The 19,474-nt window shown below is 72.1% G+C and carries 14 protein-coding genes and 1 pseudogene; 6 read left to right on the top strand and 9 right to left on the bottom strand.

The window, feature by feature from the left end:
• Nucleotides 1-137: 137 nt before the first annotated feature.
• The 4 genes and pseudogenes from ACGFZS_RS10805 to ACGFZS_RS10790 form a co-directional block, all read left to right on the top strand.
• Nucleotides 138-620 (top strand): annotated as a pseudogene (locus ACGFZS_RS10805) (MarR family winged helix-turn-helix transcriptional regulator); the annotation flags it as partial.
• 155 nt (nucleotides 621-775) lie between these two features.
• The gene (locus ACGFZS_RS10800; protein WP_393794802.1) at nucleotides 776-3,349 is read left to right on the top strand and encodes an MFS transporter; all 2,574 of its coding nucleotides are present in this window, start codon (nucleotides 776-778) and stop codon (nucleotides 3,347-3,349) included.
• Nucleotides 3,350-3,471: 122 nt separating this feature from the next.
• A complete protein-coding gene (locus ACGFZS_RS10795; RefSeq protein WP_355713585.1) occupies nucleotides 3,472-4,293 on the top strand; it encodes a YceI family protein in 822 nt (273 codons plus the stop codon).
• Nucleotides 4,294-4,347: 54 nt separating this feature from the next.
• Nucleotides 4,348-4,821: a PPOX class F420-dependent oxidoreductase gene (locus ACGFZS_RS10790; protein WP_393794801.1), complete on the top strand. Its 474-nt coding sequence runs from the start codon at nucleotides 4,348-4,350 to the stop codon at nucleotides 4,819-4,821.
• 72 nt (nucleotides 4,822-4,893) lie between these two features.
• Here ACGFZS_RS10790 and ACGFZS_RS10785 read toward each other — a convergent pair whose 3' ends face one another.
• The 8 genes from ACGFZS_RS10785 to ACGFZS_RS10750 form a co-directional block, all read right to left on the bottom strand.
• Complete coding sequence (locus tag ACGFZS_RS10785; protein ID WP_393794800.1) at nucleotides 4,894-5,625, bottom strand: TetR/AcrR family transcriptional regulator; 732 nt, start codon at nucleotides 5,623-5,625, stop codon at nucleotides 4,894-4,896.
• Nucleotides 5,626-5,729: 104 nt separating this feature from the next.
• A complete protein-coding gene (locus ACGFZS_RS10780; RefSeq protein WP_393794799.1) occupies nucleotides 5,730-7,112 on the bottom strand; it encodes an MFS transporter in 1,383 nt (460 codons plus the stop codon).
• An 86-nt stretch (nucleotides 7,113-7,198) separates the two neighbouring features.
• Entirely contained in the window at nucleotides 7,199-9,499 is a 2,301-nt protein-coding gene (locus ACGFZS_RS10775) for an ArnT family glycosyltransferase (protein ID WP_393794798.1), read from the bottom strand.
• On the bottom strand, nucleotides 9,496-11,004 hold the full coding sequence (locus ACGFZS_RS10770) for a glycosyltransferase (RefSeq protein ID WP_393794797.1): 1,509 nt from the start codon (nucleotides 11,002-11,004) through the stop codon (nucleotides 9,496-9,498). The genes ACGFZS_RS10775 and ACGFZS_RS10770 overlap by 4 nt, the downstream gene beginning before the upstream one ends.
• A gap of 14 nt (nucleotides 11,005-11,018) precedes the next feature.
• Complete coding sequence (locus ACGFZS_RS10765) at nucleotides 11,019-12,641, bottom strand: ATP-binding protein (protein WP_393794796.1); 1,623 nt, start codon at nucleotides 12,639-12,641, stop codon at nucleotides 11,019-11,021.
• The gene (locus tag ACGFZS_RS10760) at nucleotides 12,638-13,378 is read right to left on the bottom strand and encodes a response regulator transcription factor (protein ID WP_355713316.1); all 741 of its coding nucleotides are present in this window, start codon (nucleotides 13,376-13,378) and stop codon (nucleotides 12,638-12,640) included. Before ACGFZS_RS10760 ends, ACGFZS_RS10765 begins: the two co-directional genes overlap by 4 nt.
• A gap of 265 nt (nucleotides 13,379-13,643) precedes the next feature.
• Nucleotides 13,644-14,516: a DUF2797 domain-containing protein gene (locus ACGFZS_RS10755; protein ID WP_393794795.1), complete on the bottom strand. Its 873-nt coding sequence runs from the start codon at nucleotides 14,514-14,516 to the stop codon at nucleotides 13,644-13,646.
• A 141-nt stretch (nucleotides 14,517-14,657) separates the two neighbouring features.
• Nucleotides 14,658-15,029 carry an HGxxPAAW family protein gene (locus ACGFZS_RS10750; RefSeq protein ID WP_393794794.1) on the bottom strand — a complete coding sequence of 124 codons (372 nt, stop codon included), beginning with the start codon at nucleotides 15,027-15,029 and terminating at the stop codon, nucleotides 14,658-14,660.
• 143 nt (nucleotides 15,030-15,172) lie between these two features.
• On the opposite strand from ACGFZS_RS10750, the gene ACGFZS_RS10745 reads away from it, so the two are divergent.
• Nucleotides 15,173-15,664, top strand: a complete 492-nt coding sequence (locus tag ACGFZS_RS10745) for a MarR family winged helix-turn-helix transcriptional regulator (protein WP_393657095.1) — start codon at nucleotides 15,173-15,175, stop codon at nucleotides 15,662-15,664.
• A 38-nt stretch (nucleotides 15,665-15,702) separates the two neighbouring features.
• Here ACGFZS_RS10745 and ACGFZS_RS10740 read toward each other — a convergent pair whose 3' ends face one another.
• Entirely contained in the window at nucleotides 15,703-16,545 is an 843-nt protein-coding gene (locus ACGFZS_RS10740) for an aminoglycoside N(3)-acetyltransferase (protein WP_393794793.1), read from the bottom strand.
• A gap of 283 nt (nucleotides 16,546-16,828) precedes the next feature.
• Between ACGFZS_RS10740 and ACGFZS_RS10735 the strand changes: the two genes are divergently transcribed.
• Entirely contained in the window at nucleotides 16,829-19,333 is a 2,505-nt protein-coding gene (locus ACGFZS_RS10735) for a large ATP-binding protein (RefSeq protein WP_393794792.1), read from the top strand.
• Nucleotides 19,334-19,474: the final 141 nt, after the last annotated feature.

The following is a 19,474-nucleotide window of genomic DNA, read 5'->3' as shown; positions in this document are numbered from 1 at the left end:
CAAGCCGCCCCACCTGCGTGTTTACGTTCGCAATACTTGCCTTTGCCAAGTTTTTGTCCCCCCAGCCCACCCGTTTGTTTGCCTGCAGCAACCAAACAGTCCTATGGTTGCCCCAAGCAACGAATACGGGAGGTGTGATGGCGGAGCAGGCGCAGTTCGAGGAGCTGGCGCGTCAGCTCAGCGCCGTCGGAGCCGTGAAACGAGACCTCGCGCGGATCCTGCCGCACGAGTGCCCGGCCGGTTCCGCGACCGTGCTGACGCTGCTCGGCCGCCACGGTTCCATGCGCATGAGCAAGCTCGCCGAGCTGCTCGCCGTGGACATGTCCGTGACCAGCCGGCACGTGGCGCATGTCGCCGAACGCGGCTGGATCGACCGGTCTCCCGACCCCGCGGACAAGCGGTCCCGCATCCTGCACCTCACCCCCGCGGGCGAGGCCACCCTCCAGGACCTGTCCCGGCGCAGCACCGAACTGCTCACCGAGCGGCTGAGCGACTGGAGCGACGAGGAGGTCGAGCAGCTGATCCGGCTGATGACCCGGCTCCGGGACAGCTTCGGCGACTGCCGGGCCACGGCACCGCATCCCCGGTCGGCCACCACCACCGCCACCACCGCCAGGACATCGGCATCGGCATCGGCCACGCCCGCGGCCCCGACGTCCGGGACCGCGCAGGCCGCCGTCCCGGCCGCGGCCGGCTCCGTCGCCCGCGCCCCCACCCCCGTACTCGAATCCACGACCACCCGTACACCCGCTTGAGACGTAAGAGAAGGAAGCCCATGGCAACAACCACACCAGCCGGTGTGCGGGCCCATGCCAAGCACGGGGGAGGCTCCGTCGAGCAGGCCCCGATGACGCACCGGCAGATCATGGAAGCGATATCCGGGCTGCTGCTCGGTATGTTCGTGGCGATCCTGTCGTCGACCATCGTCACCAACGCCCTGCCGCACATCATCACCGACCTGGGCGGCGGCCAGTCCGCGTACACCTGGGTCGTGACCGCCTCACTGCTGGCCATGACCGCGACCACCCCGCTGTGGGGCAAGCTCGCCGACCTGTACAGCAAGAAGGCGCTCGTCCAGATCGCCCTCGTCATCTACGTGCTGGGCTCCGCGGCGGCCGGTCTGTCGCAGAACGCGGGCATGCTGATCGCCTGCCGTGTCGTGCAGGGCGTCGGCGTCGGCGGTCTGTCGGCGCTCGCCCAGATCGTCATGGCCGCGATGATCTCGCCGCGTGAGCGCGGCCGTTACTCCGGCTACCTCGGCGCGACCTTCGCGGTCGCGACCGTCGGCGGCCCGCTGCTCGGCGGTGTCATCACCGACACCTCGTGGCTGGGCTGGCGCTGGTGCTTCTACGTCGGTGTCCCCTTCGCCGTCATCGCGCTGATCGTGCTGCAGAAGACCCTGCACCTGCCGGTCGTGAAGCGGGACGTCAAGGTCGACTGGGCCGGCGCGTTCTTCGTCGCCGCGGCCGTCTCGCTGCTGCTGGTCTGGGTCACCTTCGCCGGTGACAAGTACGACTGGATCTCGTGGCAGACGTACGCGATGATCGGCGGTTCGATCGCCCTCGCGCTGATCTTCGTGCTCGTCGAGTCGAAGGCCAAGGAACCGATCATCCCGCTGCGGCTCTTCAAGAACCGCACCATCACCCTGGCCTCGCTGGCCTCCCTGTTCGTCGGTGTCGCGATGTTCACCGGCACCGTGTTCTTCAGCCAGTACTTCCAGCTGGCCCGTGACAAGTCCCCGACGATGTCCGGTGTGATGACGATCCCGATGATCGGCGGTCTGTTCATCTCCTCCACCGTCTCGGGGCAGTTCATCACCCGTACCGGCCGCTGGAAGGCGTGGCTGGTCAGCGGTGGCGTGCTGGTGACGGCGGGCCTCGGCCTGCTCGGGACCATCCGCTACGACACGGCGTACTGGAAGATGTCGATCTTCATGGCGCTGCTGGGTCTCGGCATCGGCATGATGATGCAGAACCTGGTGCTCTGCACGCAGAACCAGGTCAGCCCCGCCGACCTCGGCTCGGCCAGCTCCACGGTCACCTTCTTCCGGTCCCTCGGCGGCGCTGTGGGCGTCTCCGCGCTCGGCGCGGTGATGGCCCGCCGGATCACGCACTACGTGACCGAGGGCGCCGCCGCCCTCCCGCACAAGTACCAGGTGGCCCTGGCCGGTTCCGGCTCGTCCGACGACAGCCTCCCGGACCTGGCCAAGCTGCCCGCCCCGCTGCGCACCCTGATGGAGAGCGCCTACGGCCACGCCATCGCCGACGTCTTCCTGATCGCCGCCGGCCTCGCCGCCCTCGCGTTCCTGATCAGCCTGTTCATCAAGGAGGTCCCGCTGAGGACCAAGGGCGGGCTCGCCCAGGCCGCCGAGGCGGAGAACACCGGGGGCACGGAGAACGCCGGGAACACGGCGAGCGCCGAGCACGCCCCGGCCGCCGTCGCCGCCCCGGTCGCCGCTCCCGTCGAGGAGCAGGTCCCCAGCTGGGCCGCCCCCGTCGTGAACAGCGCCACGGAGACCGGCACGGAGGCCACCCGGCAGCTCGCCGCCGTCGCCACCATCGCCGTCCCCGAGCAGTCGACGGGCCCCGGCTCCACCCCGGTGCACGGCTTCGTGCGCGGTGCCGAGAGCGCCCCGGTCGCGCAGGCCGCGGTCACCCTGATCTCGCTCTCCGGCCGCCAGCTGGGCCGCTCGGTCGCGGGCTTCGACGGCGCGTACCGGCTGGACGCGCCCGGCGCGGGCTCGTACGTGCTGATCGCCTCCGCCGACGGCTACCAGCCGCAGGCCTCCACCGTCCTGGTGGGCGAGGACCCGCTGTCGTACGACATCCTGCTCAGCGGCACCAGCGGGCTGAGCGGTGTGGTGCGGGGCGCGGGCAGCGCGCTGCCGGTCAAGGACGCGATGGTGATCGTCACCGATGTGCGCGGCGACCTGCTGGCCACCTCGGTCACCGGTGAGCAGGGCCAGTTCGTCTTCGGCGATCTGGTGCCCGGTGTGGTGACCGTCGCGGTGAACGCGGCCGGGTACCGGCCCCGCGCCCTGCCGGTCGACATCGGCACCGCCGGGGTCACCCGGATCGAGGTCGACCTGGACGCCGGCGCCCAGCTGCAGGGCGTCGTACGGGCTCCGCACGGTCCGCTGGCCGACGCCCGCGTGACCCTCGTGGACGCGGCGGGCAACGTGGTCGGCACGGCCACCACCGGCGTGGACGGCGCGTACGCCTTCGCCGACCTGGACGGCGGGGACTACACCGTGATCGCGACGGGCTACCCGCCGGTCGCCACGGCCCTGAACGTCGCCGGCGCCGGTGTGGACGGCCACGACATCGAACTCGCGCACCCGGGCGAGTAGTTCACACTCCGGCCCGTGGCGGGCGCGCCCACAAGGAGGCGCTCGCCACGGGCCGGTTCCATACGACCAATTTGTAAGCGTGTGAGTGCATTGCCACTCAAGTGTTCGCAGGGAGAAACGGGATGGGACTGACCGCGAGGATCCGCACCCGGGACGGATGGGCCGTGTCGCACGGGGTCGTCACGGTGACCGACATGACCGGCACGCAGGTGCTGCGCGCCGAGGCCGACGACGAGGGCGCGGTCCGCGACCCGAACCCGCTGACGCCGGGGGCGTACACCGTCATCGTCACGGCCGTGGGCTACGCGCCGGCCGCCTCCAGCGCCATCGTCACCGCGAGCGGCCGCGCCGAGATCGGCACGGTCACGCTGGCGCGGCAGGGCGGTACGGAGCTGCCCCCGCCGGGGCCCTGGACGGTGGACCCGGCGCACTCCACCGTGGGCGCCGTCGCGCAGCACCTGGGCATCTCCAGCGTGCGCGGCCGTTTCACGGACTTCGGCGCCTGGATCGAGATCGCCCCCGACGACGTCACCAAGTCCCGCGTCCAGGCCGTCATCCGGGCCGCCTCCATCGACACGGGCAACGGCATGCGCGACACCCACCTGCGCTCCGCCGACTTCCTGGACGTGGAGGTGCACCCCGAGATCACCTACACCTCCACCGGCCTGACCGTGGCGGGCTCGGACCGCTGGACGGTCCACGGCGAGCTCTCCCTGCACGGGGTGGTACGACCGGTCGACCTCGACCTCGCCTACCTCGGCACCGGCGCCGACCCCTGGGGCGGCACGCGCGCCGCGTTCCGCGCGACGACCGAGCTGCACCGCGAGGACTTCGCGATGAACTACAACCAGGTCGTCCAGGCGGGCATCGCCGCGATCGGCACCACGCTGAAGATCGAGCTGGAGATCCAGGCGGTGCAGGGGGACGCGCTGCCGCAGGCGTGAGCGTAGGCCCAGCAGGAACAGGCTGAGCGGGCCGCCCGGCCCTAGGCTGGCGGCATGGCACCGAACATCGCGACGAACATGTCCGTCTCCCTCGACGAGCTGCTGGACTTCGTACGGCCCCGGCACCGCGCGATCCTGCTCACGCGCCGCGCCGACGGGAGCCCGCAGGGGTCGCCGCTGACCTGCGGGGTCGACGACTCCGGGCGGATCGTGGCCTCCACGTACCCCGAGCGGGCGAAGACGCGGAACGCGAAGCGGGACGAGCGGGTGAGCGTGATCGTCCTGAGCGACGACTGGGACGGGCCGTGGGTCCAGGTCGACGGGCGGGCGGAGGTGATCGACTCGCCGGAGTCGGTGGAGCCGCTGGTGGAGTACTTCCGGAACATCTCCGGGGAGCACCCCGACTGGGACGAGTACCGGGCGGCGATGGTGAAGCAGGGGAAGTCGATCATCCGGGTCACGCCGGAGCGGTGGGGGCCGGTGGCCACGGGCGGGTTTCCGTCGCGGTTGGCTTCGCCGGGCGCCTAGTGGGGTGGGGGTGCGGCTCGGTGCGCGAGTGCGGGTCGTCCGTGGTTGCTCGCGCAGTTCCCCGCGCCCCTTTCAGGGGCGTTGCACCATGGCCTCGATTCCAGCGATCAGCAGGTCCAGGGCGAAGGTGAAGTCCCTGTCGAGCATCTCGGCGACGGTGTCGCCGCCGCGGGCCGCCATGAGGTCTCTGGACTCTTCGATGATCTTCGCGGTGTCGGGGGCCTCGGTCACGGCGTCCATCGTGGAGTTGAAGTACTCGTCGGGGGTCATGCCGGCCGCGGCCACCCGGGCGGCGAAGTGGCTCTCGATGGTGCCGTAGCCGTAGACGAACTGGAAGACGGCCGAGATCGCGCCGGTCACGCCGTGGGCGGGCAGGCCGGCGCGGCGGACGACCTGCTGGACCACGCGGGAGAAGGCCAGCGAGTGCGGGCCGATGTTGAGATAGCGGCCGGCCAGCGGGGAGAGCCAGGGGTGGCGGACCAGCAGGGCCCGGTACTCCGTGGCCAGCGACCGCAGTTGCCCGCGCCAGTCGCCGACGGCGGCATCGGGCAGGGACAGTTCGCCGAAGGCCGCGTCGAGGGCGAGTTCGAGCAGGTCGTCCTTGGTGTCGACGTACCAGTACACGGACATGGCCGTCACGTTGAGCTCGGCCGCCAGCCGGCGCATGGAGAACTTGTCGAGCCCGTCGGAGTCGAGGAGCCGGACGGTGGCGGAGGTGATACGGGCCCGGTCGAGACCGGACGGCTGACCCGTACGGCCGCTCTTGCGGGCCTTCTCCTCAAGCCACACACTGGCCCGCGCCATCGCGACCCCTCCTCACCCAACGATCACTTCTCAAGATGCTAAAGCTCCAACGCCCCGTCAGGGGCGCGAGGCTGTGCCCGAAACGGACACATACCCCCACCCCACTAGGCGACATTCTTCTCCGCCTTCCTGAGAAGCCCCGCCGCCACGAACCCCCCGGCCAGCACCGCGACCGCGCCCACCAGCTGCCCCGCCCCCAGCCCCGCCGAGAAGGACTTGCCGGAGGCCACCGAAGAACTCAGGACCGCGCCCAGTACGGCCACGCCCAGCCCGTTGCCGAACTCGGCCAGCGTGCCGTTGATCCCGGCGCCCACCCCCGCCTTCTCCGGAGGGATCGCGCTCATGATGGCGTGCGCCATCGCCGGGTTGGCGATCGCGCACCCCGCGCCGATCAGCAGCAGACCGAGCAGCGTGCCGCCGTAACCGGTCGAGTCCAGTACGGCGATGGACACCAGGCCCAGCGACATCAGCAGCATGCCCAGGGCTATCGCCACCGGCGTGCCGAGGCGTGCCGCCCACTTGGCCGACAGGCCGGAGAAGTTGAGGACGACGACCGACAGCGCGAGCGGTGCCGTGCGCAGGCCCGCCTCCAACGGGCCGTAGCCGAGGACGAGTTGCAGGTGCTGGGTGAGGAGGAAGAGCGCTCCGCCCATGCCGAAGGTGATGAGCACCGCGCCGGCGACGGCACCCGTGAAGCGGCGGTCCCGGAAGAAGTGGGGGTCGAGCATGGGGAACGGGATCCGGCTCTCCCAGTACGCGAACGCGCCCAGCGCCAGCACCGCCACCGCCGCCGTGGCCAGTACCCGTGCCGACGTCCAGCCGTGCCCCGGACCGGAGATGATCGCGAAGACCAGCGCGGCCATGCCGATCGTGGAGAGCAGCGCGCCGAGCAGGTCGGGGCGGTCGCCCTGGGGGTTCTTCGACTCGGGGACCAGGACCACGACGGCCGCCAGGGCCAGCGCCACGACCGGGAGGTTGATCAGGAAGATCGCGCCCCACCAGAAGTGGTTGAGCATGACCCCGCCGATCAGCGGACCGGCGGCGAAGCCCAGCGCGTTGACGGCGCTCCAGACGCCGATGGCCTTGGGCTGCTCGTCGGGGGTGAAGATCTGCATCGCCACGGCGAGGGTGGTGGTGAGCAGCAGCGCGCCGCCGACGCCCATGCCGGCCCGCGCCGCGACCAGTTGGCCGGTGGAGTCGGCCAGGCCCGCGGCCAGCGAACCCGCGCCGAACAGGACCAGGCCGGTGATCAGCATCTTCTTGCGGCCGTAGCGGTCGGCCGCGCTGCCCGCCGTGAGCAGCAGACCGGACTGGACGAGCGAGTACGCGTTGATCATCCACTGGATGTCGGCGGTGGCCGCGTGCAGTTCCCGGGTGAGGGAGGGGATGGCCACGTTCAGGACGGTGTTGTCGAGCAGCACGGTGAGCTGCGCGAGACAGATCACGCCGAGGATCAGCCAGCGCTGGGGGTGGCCCTGAGAAGTCATGCTGTACACCGTAGAACATGAATTATACGGCGTACGACGAAGGGCGGTGGCCGAGGCCACCGCCCTTCGCGTCCGTCAGCCGAGCGTCAGCTGCTGCTCGCCTTCTGCGTGAGGTCGTAGAAGGTGGACGAACCCACCGTCACCTTCTTGAAGTTCTTCTCGACCCAGGAGCTGATCTGCGAGGACGTGCCGCTGCTGCTGCCGCCCATGCCGCCGCCGGTGCCCGAGGAGATGAAGTAGTGGATCTTGCCGTCCGCCACGTACTCCTTGAACTGGGCCAGCGTCGGGGACGGGTCGGTGCCGTTGAAGCCGCCGATCGCCATGACCGCGTCGTCGGTGGCGAGCTGGTAGCTCGCCGCGTTCTGGGCGCCGATGGCCGCGGCGACCCAGGTGTACTTGGACGCGTCCGTCTGCAGCAGCTTCTTGGCCTCGGAGGAGACGGTCGCGCCGTTCAGCAGGCCGCCGACGCCACCGCCGCCGCCCATGCCGCCGCCTTCGCCCGTCTGACCGCCGCCCGGGAAACCGTTCCCGTTCTGCGTGCCGCCGGTGCCGTTCTGGCTCTGGCCGTTCTGGCCCTGCTGGTTCTGGCCGAAGCCGCCGCCCGTGCCACCGCCGGGGAAGCCGCCGGTGCTGTTGCCGCCGCCCGGGAAGCCGTTGCCGTTCTGCTGGTTCTGGGTGCCGCCGGTGCCGTTCTGGCCCTGCTGGTTCTGGCCGAAGCCGCCGCCGGTGCCGCCGCCCATGCCACCGGGCATACCGCCACCGCCGCCGCCCCGGCCGCCGCCGAAGCCCATCATGCTCGCGCCCGCCGGACCGGCCGTCGGGATGGAGCCGGTGTGCGCGGAGCCGATCGTGCTGAAGGTGTAGGCCGTCGGGCCCGCCAGTGCGGCCACCAGGCCCACCGCCGCCGCCCCGAGGGCGAGCTGGCGGCTGATCCGGCCCGCGAAGACCAGGCCGAGCGCGGCGGCCAGGCCGCCGATCAGGACCAGGTACTTCAGCCAGGGCAGGTAGGTGGAGGTGCGGTTGAGGAGCACGTAGCCCCAGACCGAGGCCGAGACCACGGCGGCGGCGAGGGTGATCGACGCCCACAGCTCGGCGCGCTTCTCCCACAGGATGCCCGCGCCCATGCCGACCACGGCGGCGATGTAGGGGGCGAGGGCGACCGTGTAGTACTGGTGGAAGATGCCCGCCATGTAGCTGAAGACCACCATCGTCGTCAGCAGCGAGCCGCCCCAGACCAGGAACGAGGCCCGGGTCACCGAGGTCCGCTTGAGCTTGCGCGTCGCCACCAGGCCCGCGACCAGCAGGATCAGCGCGGCCGGGATCAGCCAGGAGATCTGGCTGCCGATCTCGGAGTTGAACATCCGGTCCCAGCCGGTCTCGCCCCACTGGCCGGTCCCGGTGCCGCCGCCACCGCCGCCGACGCTGCCGGTCTCGTCGCCGCTGAGGCGGCCGAGGCCGTTGTAGCCGAAGGTCAGCTCAAGGAAGCTGTTGTTCTGCGAACCGCCGATGTAGGGGCGGGAGGAGGCCGGCCACAGTTCGACGATCGCGACCCACCAGCCGGCCGAGACGACCAGCGCGACCGTGGAGAGCGCGAGCTGGGCGAAGCGCTTCTTCACGCTCACCGGCGCGACCACCGCGTAGACGATGGCCAGCGGCGGCAGGATCAGGAAGGCCTGCAGGGTCTTGGCGAGGAAGGCGAAACCGACCGCCGCGCCCGCCCACACCAGCCACTTGGTACGGCCGTCCTCGACGGCCCGGACCACGAAGTAGCAGGCCAGCGACATCAGCAGGGCCAGCATCGCGTCCGGGTTGTTGAACCGGAACATCAGCGCCGCGACGGGGGTGAGCGCGAGCACGGCGCCCGCGATCAGGCCGGCCGCGGGGCTGAACCGGCGGCGCACGGAGGCGTAGACGACCGCGACCGAGGCCACACCCATCAGGACCTCGGGGCCGAGGATCGTCCAGGAGTTCAGGCCGAAGATCCGGGCCGCGATCTCCATCGGCCACAGGAACGCCGAGGGCTTGTCGACGGTGATCGCGTTGCCCGCGTCCAGCGAGCCGAAGAACATCGCCTTCCAGCTCTTGGTGCCGGCCTGGACGGCCGCCGAGTAGAAGGAGTTGGAGTAGCCGTTGACGCTCAGGTTGTAGAAGTAGAGCACCGCGGTGGCCAGCAGCAGGCCGAGGAAGGCCGGGCGGGCCCAGCGGGGGTCCTCGGGGCGGCCGCGCCACAGTCTCTGGACGAAGGGCTGCTTGGGTTCACCCGAGTCCGGCGCCGGTGCCGGTACCGACGCGGAGGGGACGTCGAGGACGTCCGGCGCGTGGTGCGGCGGCGGGGGAGCCGTGGGGGGCGGGCCCCACTGGGCCGTGTGGTCGGTGTCGGTGCTCATCGGGGGTCCCCCGGGTCGGTGTCGTGGGGGCGCACCGGCTGCAACTGCATGGTGCTGTCCCTCCAGGTGCCGTCCGCGGCTTCGCCGGCGCGGAACTGAGTGGTCGTGGTGCCGCTCTGCGCGTAGGGCTGCTGCTGCGGCAGCGGCATGCGCTGCGGGAGCGGGCCCTGCGGCTGGTACGGCTGCTGCTGGTATCCGCCGGTCGTGTAGGTCGGCGACGACGGGTTGTGCGTGGCCACCACCGTCGACTCCGTCCGTCCCTCGCCGTCACGGTCCGGGAAGACCCAGGCGCGCAGCAGCAGGAAGCGCAGGACGGTCGCCGCCAGGTTGGCGGCGACCAGCACCGCCAGCTCGGTGGAGTGCGAGGGGTCGCTGCTCGCCGCGTTCAGGGCGGCGAGAGAGCCACTGGTGAGCGCGAGCCCGATGCCGTAGACGACCAGGCCCTGCGCCTGGTGCCGGACCGCCCCGCCCCGGCCGCGCACCCCGAAGGTCAGGCGCCGGTTGGCCGCGGTGTTCGCCACCGCCGACACCAGCAGCGCGAGCGCGTTGGCGATCTGCGAGCCGGAGAAGGACCGGAAGGCGCTGTAGAGGACCAGGTAGAAGAGGGTCGACAGACCGCCGACCACGCAGAACCCGACGAGCTGCCGGGCCAGGCCCTTCGGCACGTCCTGGATGTCGCGGTCGCGCGGGTCGTCACCGAACGGGCGGGTGATCCGGTCCAGCGGCAGCGAACCGGTGGCCAGCGCCTTGCCGACCCGCCACACGCCCTTGAGGTCCTCGGTGGCCGTCTTCACGATGTGCACGGTCGAGTTCGGGTCGTCGACCCAGTCGACGGGCACCTCGTGGATGCGCAGCCCCGCGCGCTCGGCGATCACCAGCATCTCGGTGTCGAAGAACCAGCCGGTGTCCTCGACCATCGGCAGCAGCACCTGCGCGACATCGCGCCGGATCGCCTTGAAGCCGCACTGCGCGTCCGAGAAGCGGGCCTGCAGCGAGCCGCGCAGGATCAGGTTGTACGAGCGGCTGATGAACTCCCGCTTGGCCCCGCGCACCACGCGCGAGGAGCGGGCCAGCCGGGAACCGATCGCCAGGTCGGAGTGGCCGGAGATGAGCGGCGCCACCAGCGGCAGCAGCGCGTTCAGGTCGGTCGACAGGTCCACGTCCATGTAGGCGAGGATCGGCGCGTCCGAGGCGGACCAGACGGTCCGCAGCGCCCGGCCGCGGCCCTTCTGCTCCAGCCGGAACGACGTGACCTCGGCCAGGTCCGCCTCAAGCTTCCGCGCCACCTGGGGGGTGGTGTCCGTGGACGCGTTGTCCGCGATGGTGATGCGGAAGGCGTACGGGAAGGTGCGCTTGAGGTGGTCATGCAGTCTGACGACGCATGGGCCGAGGTCCTTCTCCTCGTTGTAGACGGGGATCACTACGTCCAGGACAGGCGTACCGGCGTTTCCGGCCGGGAGGTGCTCCCGCGCCGGCAGGGTGCCGGGAGAAGAGTCGGTTCGCATGGCATCGACTCTCGTCAAGCGCCCTGTTGCACCCATGTGGTGGCACTGTGCTGTGCCTGTGAGTGCGATTGCCAGTTGGTTTCGGGGTCCGGCTGGGGAGCCGCCGGGGCAAGCGCGGGCAGATAGAGGGTGAACACGGTACGGCCCGGAACGCTGTCCACGGTGACCGCTCCGCCGTGCGCGGAGGCGACCGCCTGCACGATGGCGAGCCCCAGACCGGTGGACCCGGTGGACCGCGACCGCGCGGAGTCGCCCCGGGCGAACCGCTCGAAGACATGCGGCAGCAGGTCCTGCGGGATGCCCTGTCCGTTGTCCTCGACGTCCACGCACATCCACGGCCCGCGCCGCTGGATGCGGGCGGTGACGGTGGTGCCGGGCGGGGTGTGCTTGCGGGCGTTGCCGAGCAGGTTGATCAGCACCTGCTGGATACGGGCCGCGTCGGCGGCGACCAGGGCCGGTTCGTCGGGCAGGTCGAGCCGCCAGTTGTGGTCCATGCCGGCCGCGCGGGTGTCGCTGATCGTGTCGACGACCAGCGGGATGAGGTCGGTGTGCTCGAACTGCAGCGGCCGGCCGGCGTCCAGCCGGGCCAGCAGCAGCAGGTCCTCCACGAGGAGGGTCATCCGCCCGGCCTCGGACTCGATACGGCCCAGCGCGTGCCGGGTGTCCGGTCCGACCTGCTCCCGTCCGCGCCGGGTGAGCTCGGCGTACCCGCGGATGGAGGCGAGCGGGGTGCGCAGCTCGTGGCTGGCGTCGGCGACGAACTGCCGTACCCGCATCTCGCTCTGCTGGCGGGCGTGCAGGGCGCCGTGCACATGGTTGAGCATGCGGTTGAGCGCGGAGCCGACCTGGCCGACCTCGGTGTGCGGGTCGCACTCCGACTCCGGAACCCGCTCGCTGAGGTTCACCTCGCCGGTGTGCAGGGGGAGTTCGGAGACGCGGGTCGCGGTGCTGGCGACCCGGCGCAGCGGGCGGGTGGCGACGCCGACAATGACGGTGCCGGCCAGGGTGGCGGCGATCAGGCCGGAGACGGTGAGGCTGATCTCGACCAGGACCAGGGTGCCGATGGTGCCGTCCACGTCGGAGGTCGGGATGCCTACGTAGTAGTCACCCTTGTTGCCGTTGATGAACTGCACCTGGTAGCTGCCGAGGCCGGGGATGGTGACGGTGTGCGGCTTCTGGTCCTGGGAGACGGAGCCGATCACCTTGATCTGGGCCTCGCTGAGGTTGCCGGCCTTCATCTGCGTGTAGCCGGCGGAGTTGTCCTTGTTGCCGATCTTGGCGTTGGTGATCGACCCGTTCTCGACCTGGGCCGCGAGGGTCCGCTGCGGGTTGGGTCCCTGCTTGACGAACTCCTCGAGCTGGGTCTGCTGGTCCAGGCCGGGCACCTTGTTGGCGGGCAGGCTGCCCTTCCCGTCGGGTCCGCCGGCGGGTCCGCCGGCGACGCGCGCGGCGACCTCGTGCAGGTTGCTGTTCAGCTGCCCGTACAGGTGGTCCCGCAGCACCAGGGTCGTGACGGTCCCGATCACCGCGCAGACCACGGCGATCAGGGTCACGGACACGACGACGAGCCGGGTCCGCAGGCTGCGCGGTTTCCCCGCTAGTCGTTTCTGCGCACGCGGCCGTCGTCGCCCGCTCATGAGGCGGCGGGCTTGATCAGGTAACCGGCACCGCGCCGGGTGTGGATCATCGGCTCGCGTCCGGCGTCGATCTTCCGGCGCAGGTACGAGATGTAGAGCTCGACCACGTTGGCCTGGCCGCCGAAGTCGTACGACCACACCCGGTCGAGTATCTGGGCCTTGCTGAGCACGCGCCGCGGGTTGCGCATCAGGAAGCGCAGCAGCTCGAACTCGGTGGCGGTGAGGTGGATGGACTCGCCGGCCCGGGAGACCTCGTGGCTGTCCTCGTCCAGGGTGAGGTCACCGACGACGAGGACGGAGTCGGAGCGGCGGTCGGCGGCACCGGAGCGCCGGATCAGCCCGCGCAGCCGTGCCACGACCTCTTCGAGGCTGAAGGGCTTGGTGACGTAGTCGTCGCCGCCGGCGGTGAGGCCGGCGATCCGGTCCTCGACCGCGTCCTTGGCGGTGAGGAACAGGACGGGCACCTCGGGCAGCTCGCGCCGCAGGCGCCCCAGCACGGTGAGGCCGTCCATGTCGGGCAGCATCATGTCGAGGACGACGGCGTCGGGCCGGAACTCCCGGGCGGTCTGGATGGCGCCCTGGCCGTCGCCCGCACTCCTGATCTGCCAGCCCTCGTAGCGGAGGGCCATGGACAGGAGTTCGGTGATCGACAGCTCGTCGTCCACCACAAGCACTCGGACGGGGCTCCCGTCCGGCCTCAGCAGTTCGGTGCGCCCCTGGGGCGAGGTCGTGGTCATGGTGGACACCTTGTCGGTGTCCTCTGAGAACACGCTTTCACTAATCTGTGATTTCCCTAAGAAACACACAGGCGCCTCTCAGGGAACGCCTGGGAATCCCATCACGTGCGCATGAACTCGTGACCCCGCTCGCGCCGGGCTGTGTGGATCATGTACGTCCGGGACGCGCGCCGCGCCGTCCATGAAACGCCGATGAACCACTGATGAGAGCGTAGCGACCCGGGGCGGGTTCCGCGCGGCGAGGACGCGGGCCCTCGCCGACGGCTCAGAAGAGCCCGTCCTGCGGAGTCTCGAACTCCCTCACAGGCAGCCTCAGTTGCCCTTCCTCGCCGGTCCCCGCGGCGGCCAGCTCCCACCCGGGCAGCAGACGCGTGTCGAGGACCACGACCCCGCGCCGGGTGGCGAGATGCAGATCCGGTCCGGCCGCCGCGACCAGCTCACCGCTCACCGCACCGCCCGGGACCAGCCCGGCCACCTCGCCGACGGCGGCGGGGCTCCCGTCCAGCCCGAACAGCCCGACATGGTCCACCGGTTGGCACGGCTCCGGGACGAGCGACTCGGGCCAGCCGCCCAGGGCGACAGCAAGCGCGTGCAGTTCGCGGACCTCGGCCGCCCGCCCGGCCGGGGTGGCCGGCAGCGCGGACCGTACGAGGCGCTTGCGGCCGTACGGAATCCGGTCCGGCACCCCGAGCGCCGCCCGCAGCAGCTCCTCGGTCCGCCGCGCGGCCATCAGCGGCCCGGCGCCCAGCCAGCTGAAGCAGACGGCGCCCTGCTCCCGCAGCCGCGCCGGTCCCCGCTCGACGGCGGTGATCCCCACCTTGACCATGCCGGGCCCGAACCACGCCAGGTACACGTGGTACGGCCGGGGGTCGTCGGCCATCGTGTCGGCGGCCACCGAGTGCGCCCGGTCCAGCCGGGCGCACTCCTCGCACCGGGCTCCGGTACTCCTGCCGGACACGGGCGCCCGCGCCGGGCACGCGTGCCCCCGCGCCCCCACGCACTCCCGCACACCCCCCTCCGCGACCACGAAGCCGACCCGCTTCCCCCACCCGAGCGAACTCCGCCGCCCACCACTCCACACCAGCACCGGCCCGTCGTCCGACCAGCGCAGTCCCGAGCATTTCCACACGTGTGCCATCACTCGCGAGGGTAGAGGCGGGCACTGACAACGGGCACTGACAACGGGCGGGGGTGGGGGACTTGGGTGGGGGGCTTGGGCTGGAGGCTTGGGCGGGGGGAGGAGTCAGGTGAAGGGGACGGGGGCCTTGACGGCCCCGGATCAGCTGCCGGTCTCCGCCGTGGCCGGTTGTTCCGGGGCTCCCGTGGCGGGTGTCGGGCGGAGGGCGGAGGAAGGGTGGCGGCCGCGTCCGGCGAGGCGGCAGGAGACGCAGCCGGGGTGGCCGTCGCGGGCGGCGGTGTCGCGGGCGCCCAGGGGCCACTGGCTCCGGGGACGCGGGCCCGGCGGCTTGCCCCGCCCCGCCAGATGCAGATACCAGGTGACCAGGACGCTCACGGCGCACACCGCGAGCCCGGCGACCAGGGCGGGGACCGAGACCGTACACACGGCCAGTCCCAGCAGACCGCTTCCGACGGTCGCGATCGCGGTGCCGGTCCACCCGGCCACCGTATGGCCTTCGTCGTGCTGACTCACGTACCCGCCTCCCTCTCCTAGGCAGCGGAAACACACAGGCCGACGCGAGGGCGACTAGAATCCCTCACGGGGTAAGAAATTTACCGCGTAGATCTCTCACGCGCTAAGGGAATCTGCGGATCTCCGAGGAACCGGGAACGACCATGCACGGCAAGCCGCGACCGGCCGCGGACCCGGCCAGGGCCCTGTCCGCGATGGACCACCTCATCGCGGCCCATGTGATCGGCCAGCAGGAACTGGCCCGACGGCTCGGACTGAACGTCACGGACCTCACCTGCTTCGCCTTCGTCCTGGAGGCGGGCGAGAACCTGCTCACCGCAGGCGACCTCGCCGCCCGCGCCCATGTGACGACGGGCGCGATGACGGGCATCCTCAACCGCCTGGAACGCGCGCGCTACGTCACCCGCCGCCCCGACCCCGCCGACCGCCGCCGGGTCCGCGTCGCCGCGGTGCCGGAGGCCGTCACCCGGGTCGAGGCGGTCTACACCGGCCACTACGCACGCCTCACCGAACTGTTCGCCGACTACACCCCCGACGAGCTCGCCATCCTCACGGACTGGTTCACCCGGGCCACCGCCCTGGCACACGACTACCTGGAGAAGCTCAACAGGAACGACACAGCGGAGCCCTGCTGAGGCTGCCGCCGAACACACAGGGCGCGTCGGGCACCGGCTCATCGGGCTCTGCCGCCCGACCCGTGTCCGCTCAGCCACTTCGCCGCGTACGCCACCGCGGGAGCGAGGCCGAACAGCAGGCAGTCGGCGGCCCCCACCCGCCCCCGGGTCACCGGACGCTCCGGCAGCGACGCGTAGGACTCACCCAGCGCCGGGAAGCCGGACGCGTCGAAGTCCACATCGCGGTAGCGGTGCCAGCGGCGCCCTCCCGAACCGTCGGCGACCGCACAGCCGTAGCGGCGGGTGCCCCGCCCCGGCACCCGGTACTCGGCCAGGTGGAAGGCGGTGCAGACGGAGTAGCCCACGCCCAGCAGCAGCACGCGGGCGTCCAGTTCCTCCAGGCGGGCGAGCGGGGACTCCTCGCCCAGATGACAGTCCAGGGCGTGCCCGGCGGTGATCCGCGCGGCGGCCGGCCCCAGAGCGGCGAACGAACTCTGCGGGTGACCGCTGCGCAGCGCCCCGGGGCGGGTGCGGACCTCCTCGGGCAGCACGCCGACGCGGAAACTCGGGGTCCGCTCGGGGTCGAAGGCGGGCAGGGTCGCGCGCAGCCGGGGCCACTGCCGCGCCGGCACGGCGTACCCGCGGGTGACGGGCCAGCGGGAGGGGTCGGAGTTGTCGGGCGTCTGGGTGTAGACGACGAGGGTGCCGTCCGGGCCGAGCACCTCCAGCAGGGAGTCGGCGACGGCCCGCGCCCGCCCGTGCACCGGACCGATGGCACCCAGCGACGCGTGCACCAGCAGGGTCTCCCCCGGCCGGATCCCCAACGCGCCCAGCTGCGCCACGAGTTCGTCGGGGCCGAGCGGCGCGGGCGAGGCTCCGGGAGAGGCGATGCCGGTGGTCATCGCGTGGCTTCCGGTGACAACGTGGCGCGATGGCGCACCCACACATGGCTGAGCAGAACAGGCCCCCTGCGGCGTGGCAGTGAACGCGATCGCCTCATTCCTTCCCAGGAACGACACCCCTTCCACCTCGTCCGCCACCTTGTCGGGCACAGCACCCCGCCGATACGACAACAAGGCACGCCCTGCGAGCGGTTGAAGGCCCGGATCGGGCCACAGCGGACCGACCCGGCTCGTGCGAAACTGAAGACCGGGCAGGTACGCAAGCCACACAGCGGGGGATGAGATGGTGCCCGTGTACCGCTATGCCGTCAGCTATGCGCACGGCCGGGACGAGGCCTGGGTCGCGAGATTCCTGGACGAGCTGAGACGGCGTCTGGAGACCATGGACGGGCCGCGTTTCCAGCGCCTCGTCCCCCCGCCCCTGCCGCCGGGCGGGCGCGACGGGCCGGACGACGGGCGCGAGGGGTCGTTCGGCATCGAGACGGCCGACATCGTGCTGGCCCTGTGCAGTCCGGCGTACTTCAACGAGGGGCCCGCCCAGCACGACTGGGCGATCCTGGCGCTGCGCCGGAGCCTGGGGCAGGCCCGCACCGGCGTCCCTCCGCAGACGGCCCTGCCCCTGGTCTGGGAACCGGTCGACCGGCGGCTGCCGGGGCCGGTCGCGACGGCCGACCTCTTCGCCGCGGACCAGCTGCCCGAGTACCGCTCGCTGGGCCTGGCACTGATGACCATGCAGGCTCCCCGGTACCGCGCGGCACTGGACCGGGTGCTCGACGCGATCACGGCCCGTATGCGGGCGATGGCCGAAGCCGCCACCCCCGCGCCCGAGTTGGACGACCGGTTCGCCGGCGAGGCACCCGACGCGCTGTCCGCCGAGGACGCGGCCTTCACCGAGCAGTTCCGCAAGGAGGTGACCCCCGTCCTGCCCGCGACGGCGGTCCCCCGCACCCTGAACATCCCCGTCCCCGTCTCCGTCCCCGGCCCGGTGACCGACCGGAGCATCAGTCCGGACGGCGGGCCGCACGGGAGCGCGGACGGAAGCGCGGCGCCGCCGGAGCACGTGCTGGCCGCCGAGCTGCTGCCCGAACTGGGCCGGCGCATCCTCCTCGTCGGGCCGCCGGGCGCCGGGCACAGCACCGAACTGGCGCGGCTCGCGGGACGGGCGCTCGACGACACGGCGCCGGGGCGCGCCCGCCCGGGCCGCGCGCCCTGGGGCTGCCGGATACCGTTCGTGCTGTCGGCGCGGTCGGGTGCGCTGCCCCGCCTGGACGGGATGGTGCCCATGCTCGCCCCGCTGGCGGCACCGCAGGAACCGGCCGGGTGGGCCGCCCGCCAGCTGCGCTCCGGACGGGCCTTCCTGGCCGTCGACGACCTGGACGCGGTGCCCGTCAGCAACCGCTCCGCCGTCTGGGAATGGCTCCTCCACCTCCTGCGGACCCATCCCCAGGCGCCCTGTGTCATCGCCACGAACGGCACCGGAGTGCCCTGGGACCGGCTCGGGGACACCTTCCGGGTCGCCGGCCTCGGGCCCCTGACCTCCGACGGGGTGCGCACCCTGCTCGACTCCCTGGTGGCGACGGCTTCCGGCGACCGGCAGGCCCGCACCGCGCTGCTGCGGCGGTTCGACTCCGACCCGCTGCTCCTCGGCGTCGCCGGCCGCCCGGCGGCCGCCGCGGCATTGCTGCGGGCGGCGGGCGGTCCGGGCCGATCGGGCGGCGGGCCGGACCCGGAGCCCGTTCCGCGGCACCGGCTGCTGCGGGCCGGCGTCTCGGCGGGGTGGCGGCGGACGCGGGAGGACACCGCCGGGCCCTCCTCCGCCTCCCCTCCCGTGCCCGGCCTCGGCTCCACCGGCCAGGTGCCCGACAGCGTCCTGCGGGCGGCCTCCGGCCTGCTGGCCGTCGCCGCCCTCGGACTGGACAGCTCCCGCATTCCGCTGCGGACCGCGCTCGGCGCGCTCCGGGACCCCGGTGCCTCCGACGCCGCCTCGCCCGAACGGCTGCTGGCCGCGCTCGCGGACCGCGCGGGCGTGGTGTTCCGGCCCGGACCCGACACCGTGGCCTTCCCCAGCCCCGAGGTCAGGACCTTCCTGGCGGCCCACCACCTGGCCCACGCGCCCGGCGCGGATGCCGACGAACTCCTCGTCCGCCACCCGTCCGCCGAACTCGGCGAACTCCTCACCCAGTTGCGGACCGCCGAGGCCGACACCGACACCCCGCGCAGCGTCCTCGCGACCCCCGGCGGAACGCCACGCCGGCTGTCGGCCGGCAGCCCGCCGCCCCGTCCTGCCGTACGGCGCGCGGCCGTACGGTCCTCCGCGGAGCTGCGCGCCCTGCTCCGCGCCGACACCGCCGTGGCCGAACTCCGCTGCACCGGACCGGTCGACGGGCTGGCCGAGTTCCTGCCACGCCTGCCCGGACTGCGCTCGCTGGTCCTCGCCGACGACCACTCGCTCACCGCCCTGCCGGAGCTGAGCGGATGCCGGTCGCTGCGGGCGGTACGGGTGCTGCGCTGCCCGAACCTGAGGGAGCTGACCGCGCTGGATTCCTCGACGGTCATGTTCCTCGACATCGACCCCTGGCCCGACCGGCCGGTACCGGCCGGTCTGCGCCGGGCCCCCTGGCTGAGCCGGGTGGATCTGGCGACCGGCGGCGGCGGTCCGGGGGTCCGGGCGGCCAACGGGGCCGGGACCAACGAGGCCGGGGCTGCCGGGGCAACGGACGGCGTGTCGCAGGAGGTGGAAGTCGTGGAGTTGCCCGAGGTCCGGATACGGAGCCGGCTTCGTGGCTGAGGGTTCCCGGGCTGCCACGACACCTACGGTTTCGCAGGCTTCGGTGGCTTCTCCCGCCGCTCCGGGAGAACCGCGCCGTCGGCCATATTCGTCGACCTAGTAGTGGCCGCGGGCGTCATGGGGAAGAGTGCAACGGGGTGC

This window comes from Streptomyces sp. NPDC048288 (assembly GCF_043201555.1).
Lineage (GTDB): Bacteria > Actinomycetota > Actinomycetes > Streptomycetales > Streptomycetaceae > Streptomyces.
Note: the sequence above shows the minus strand (reverse complement) of the source record. Positions and strands in the feature narration are given on the sequence as shown.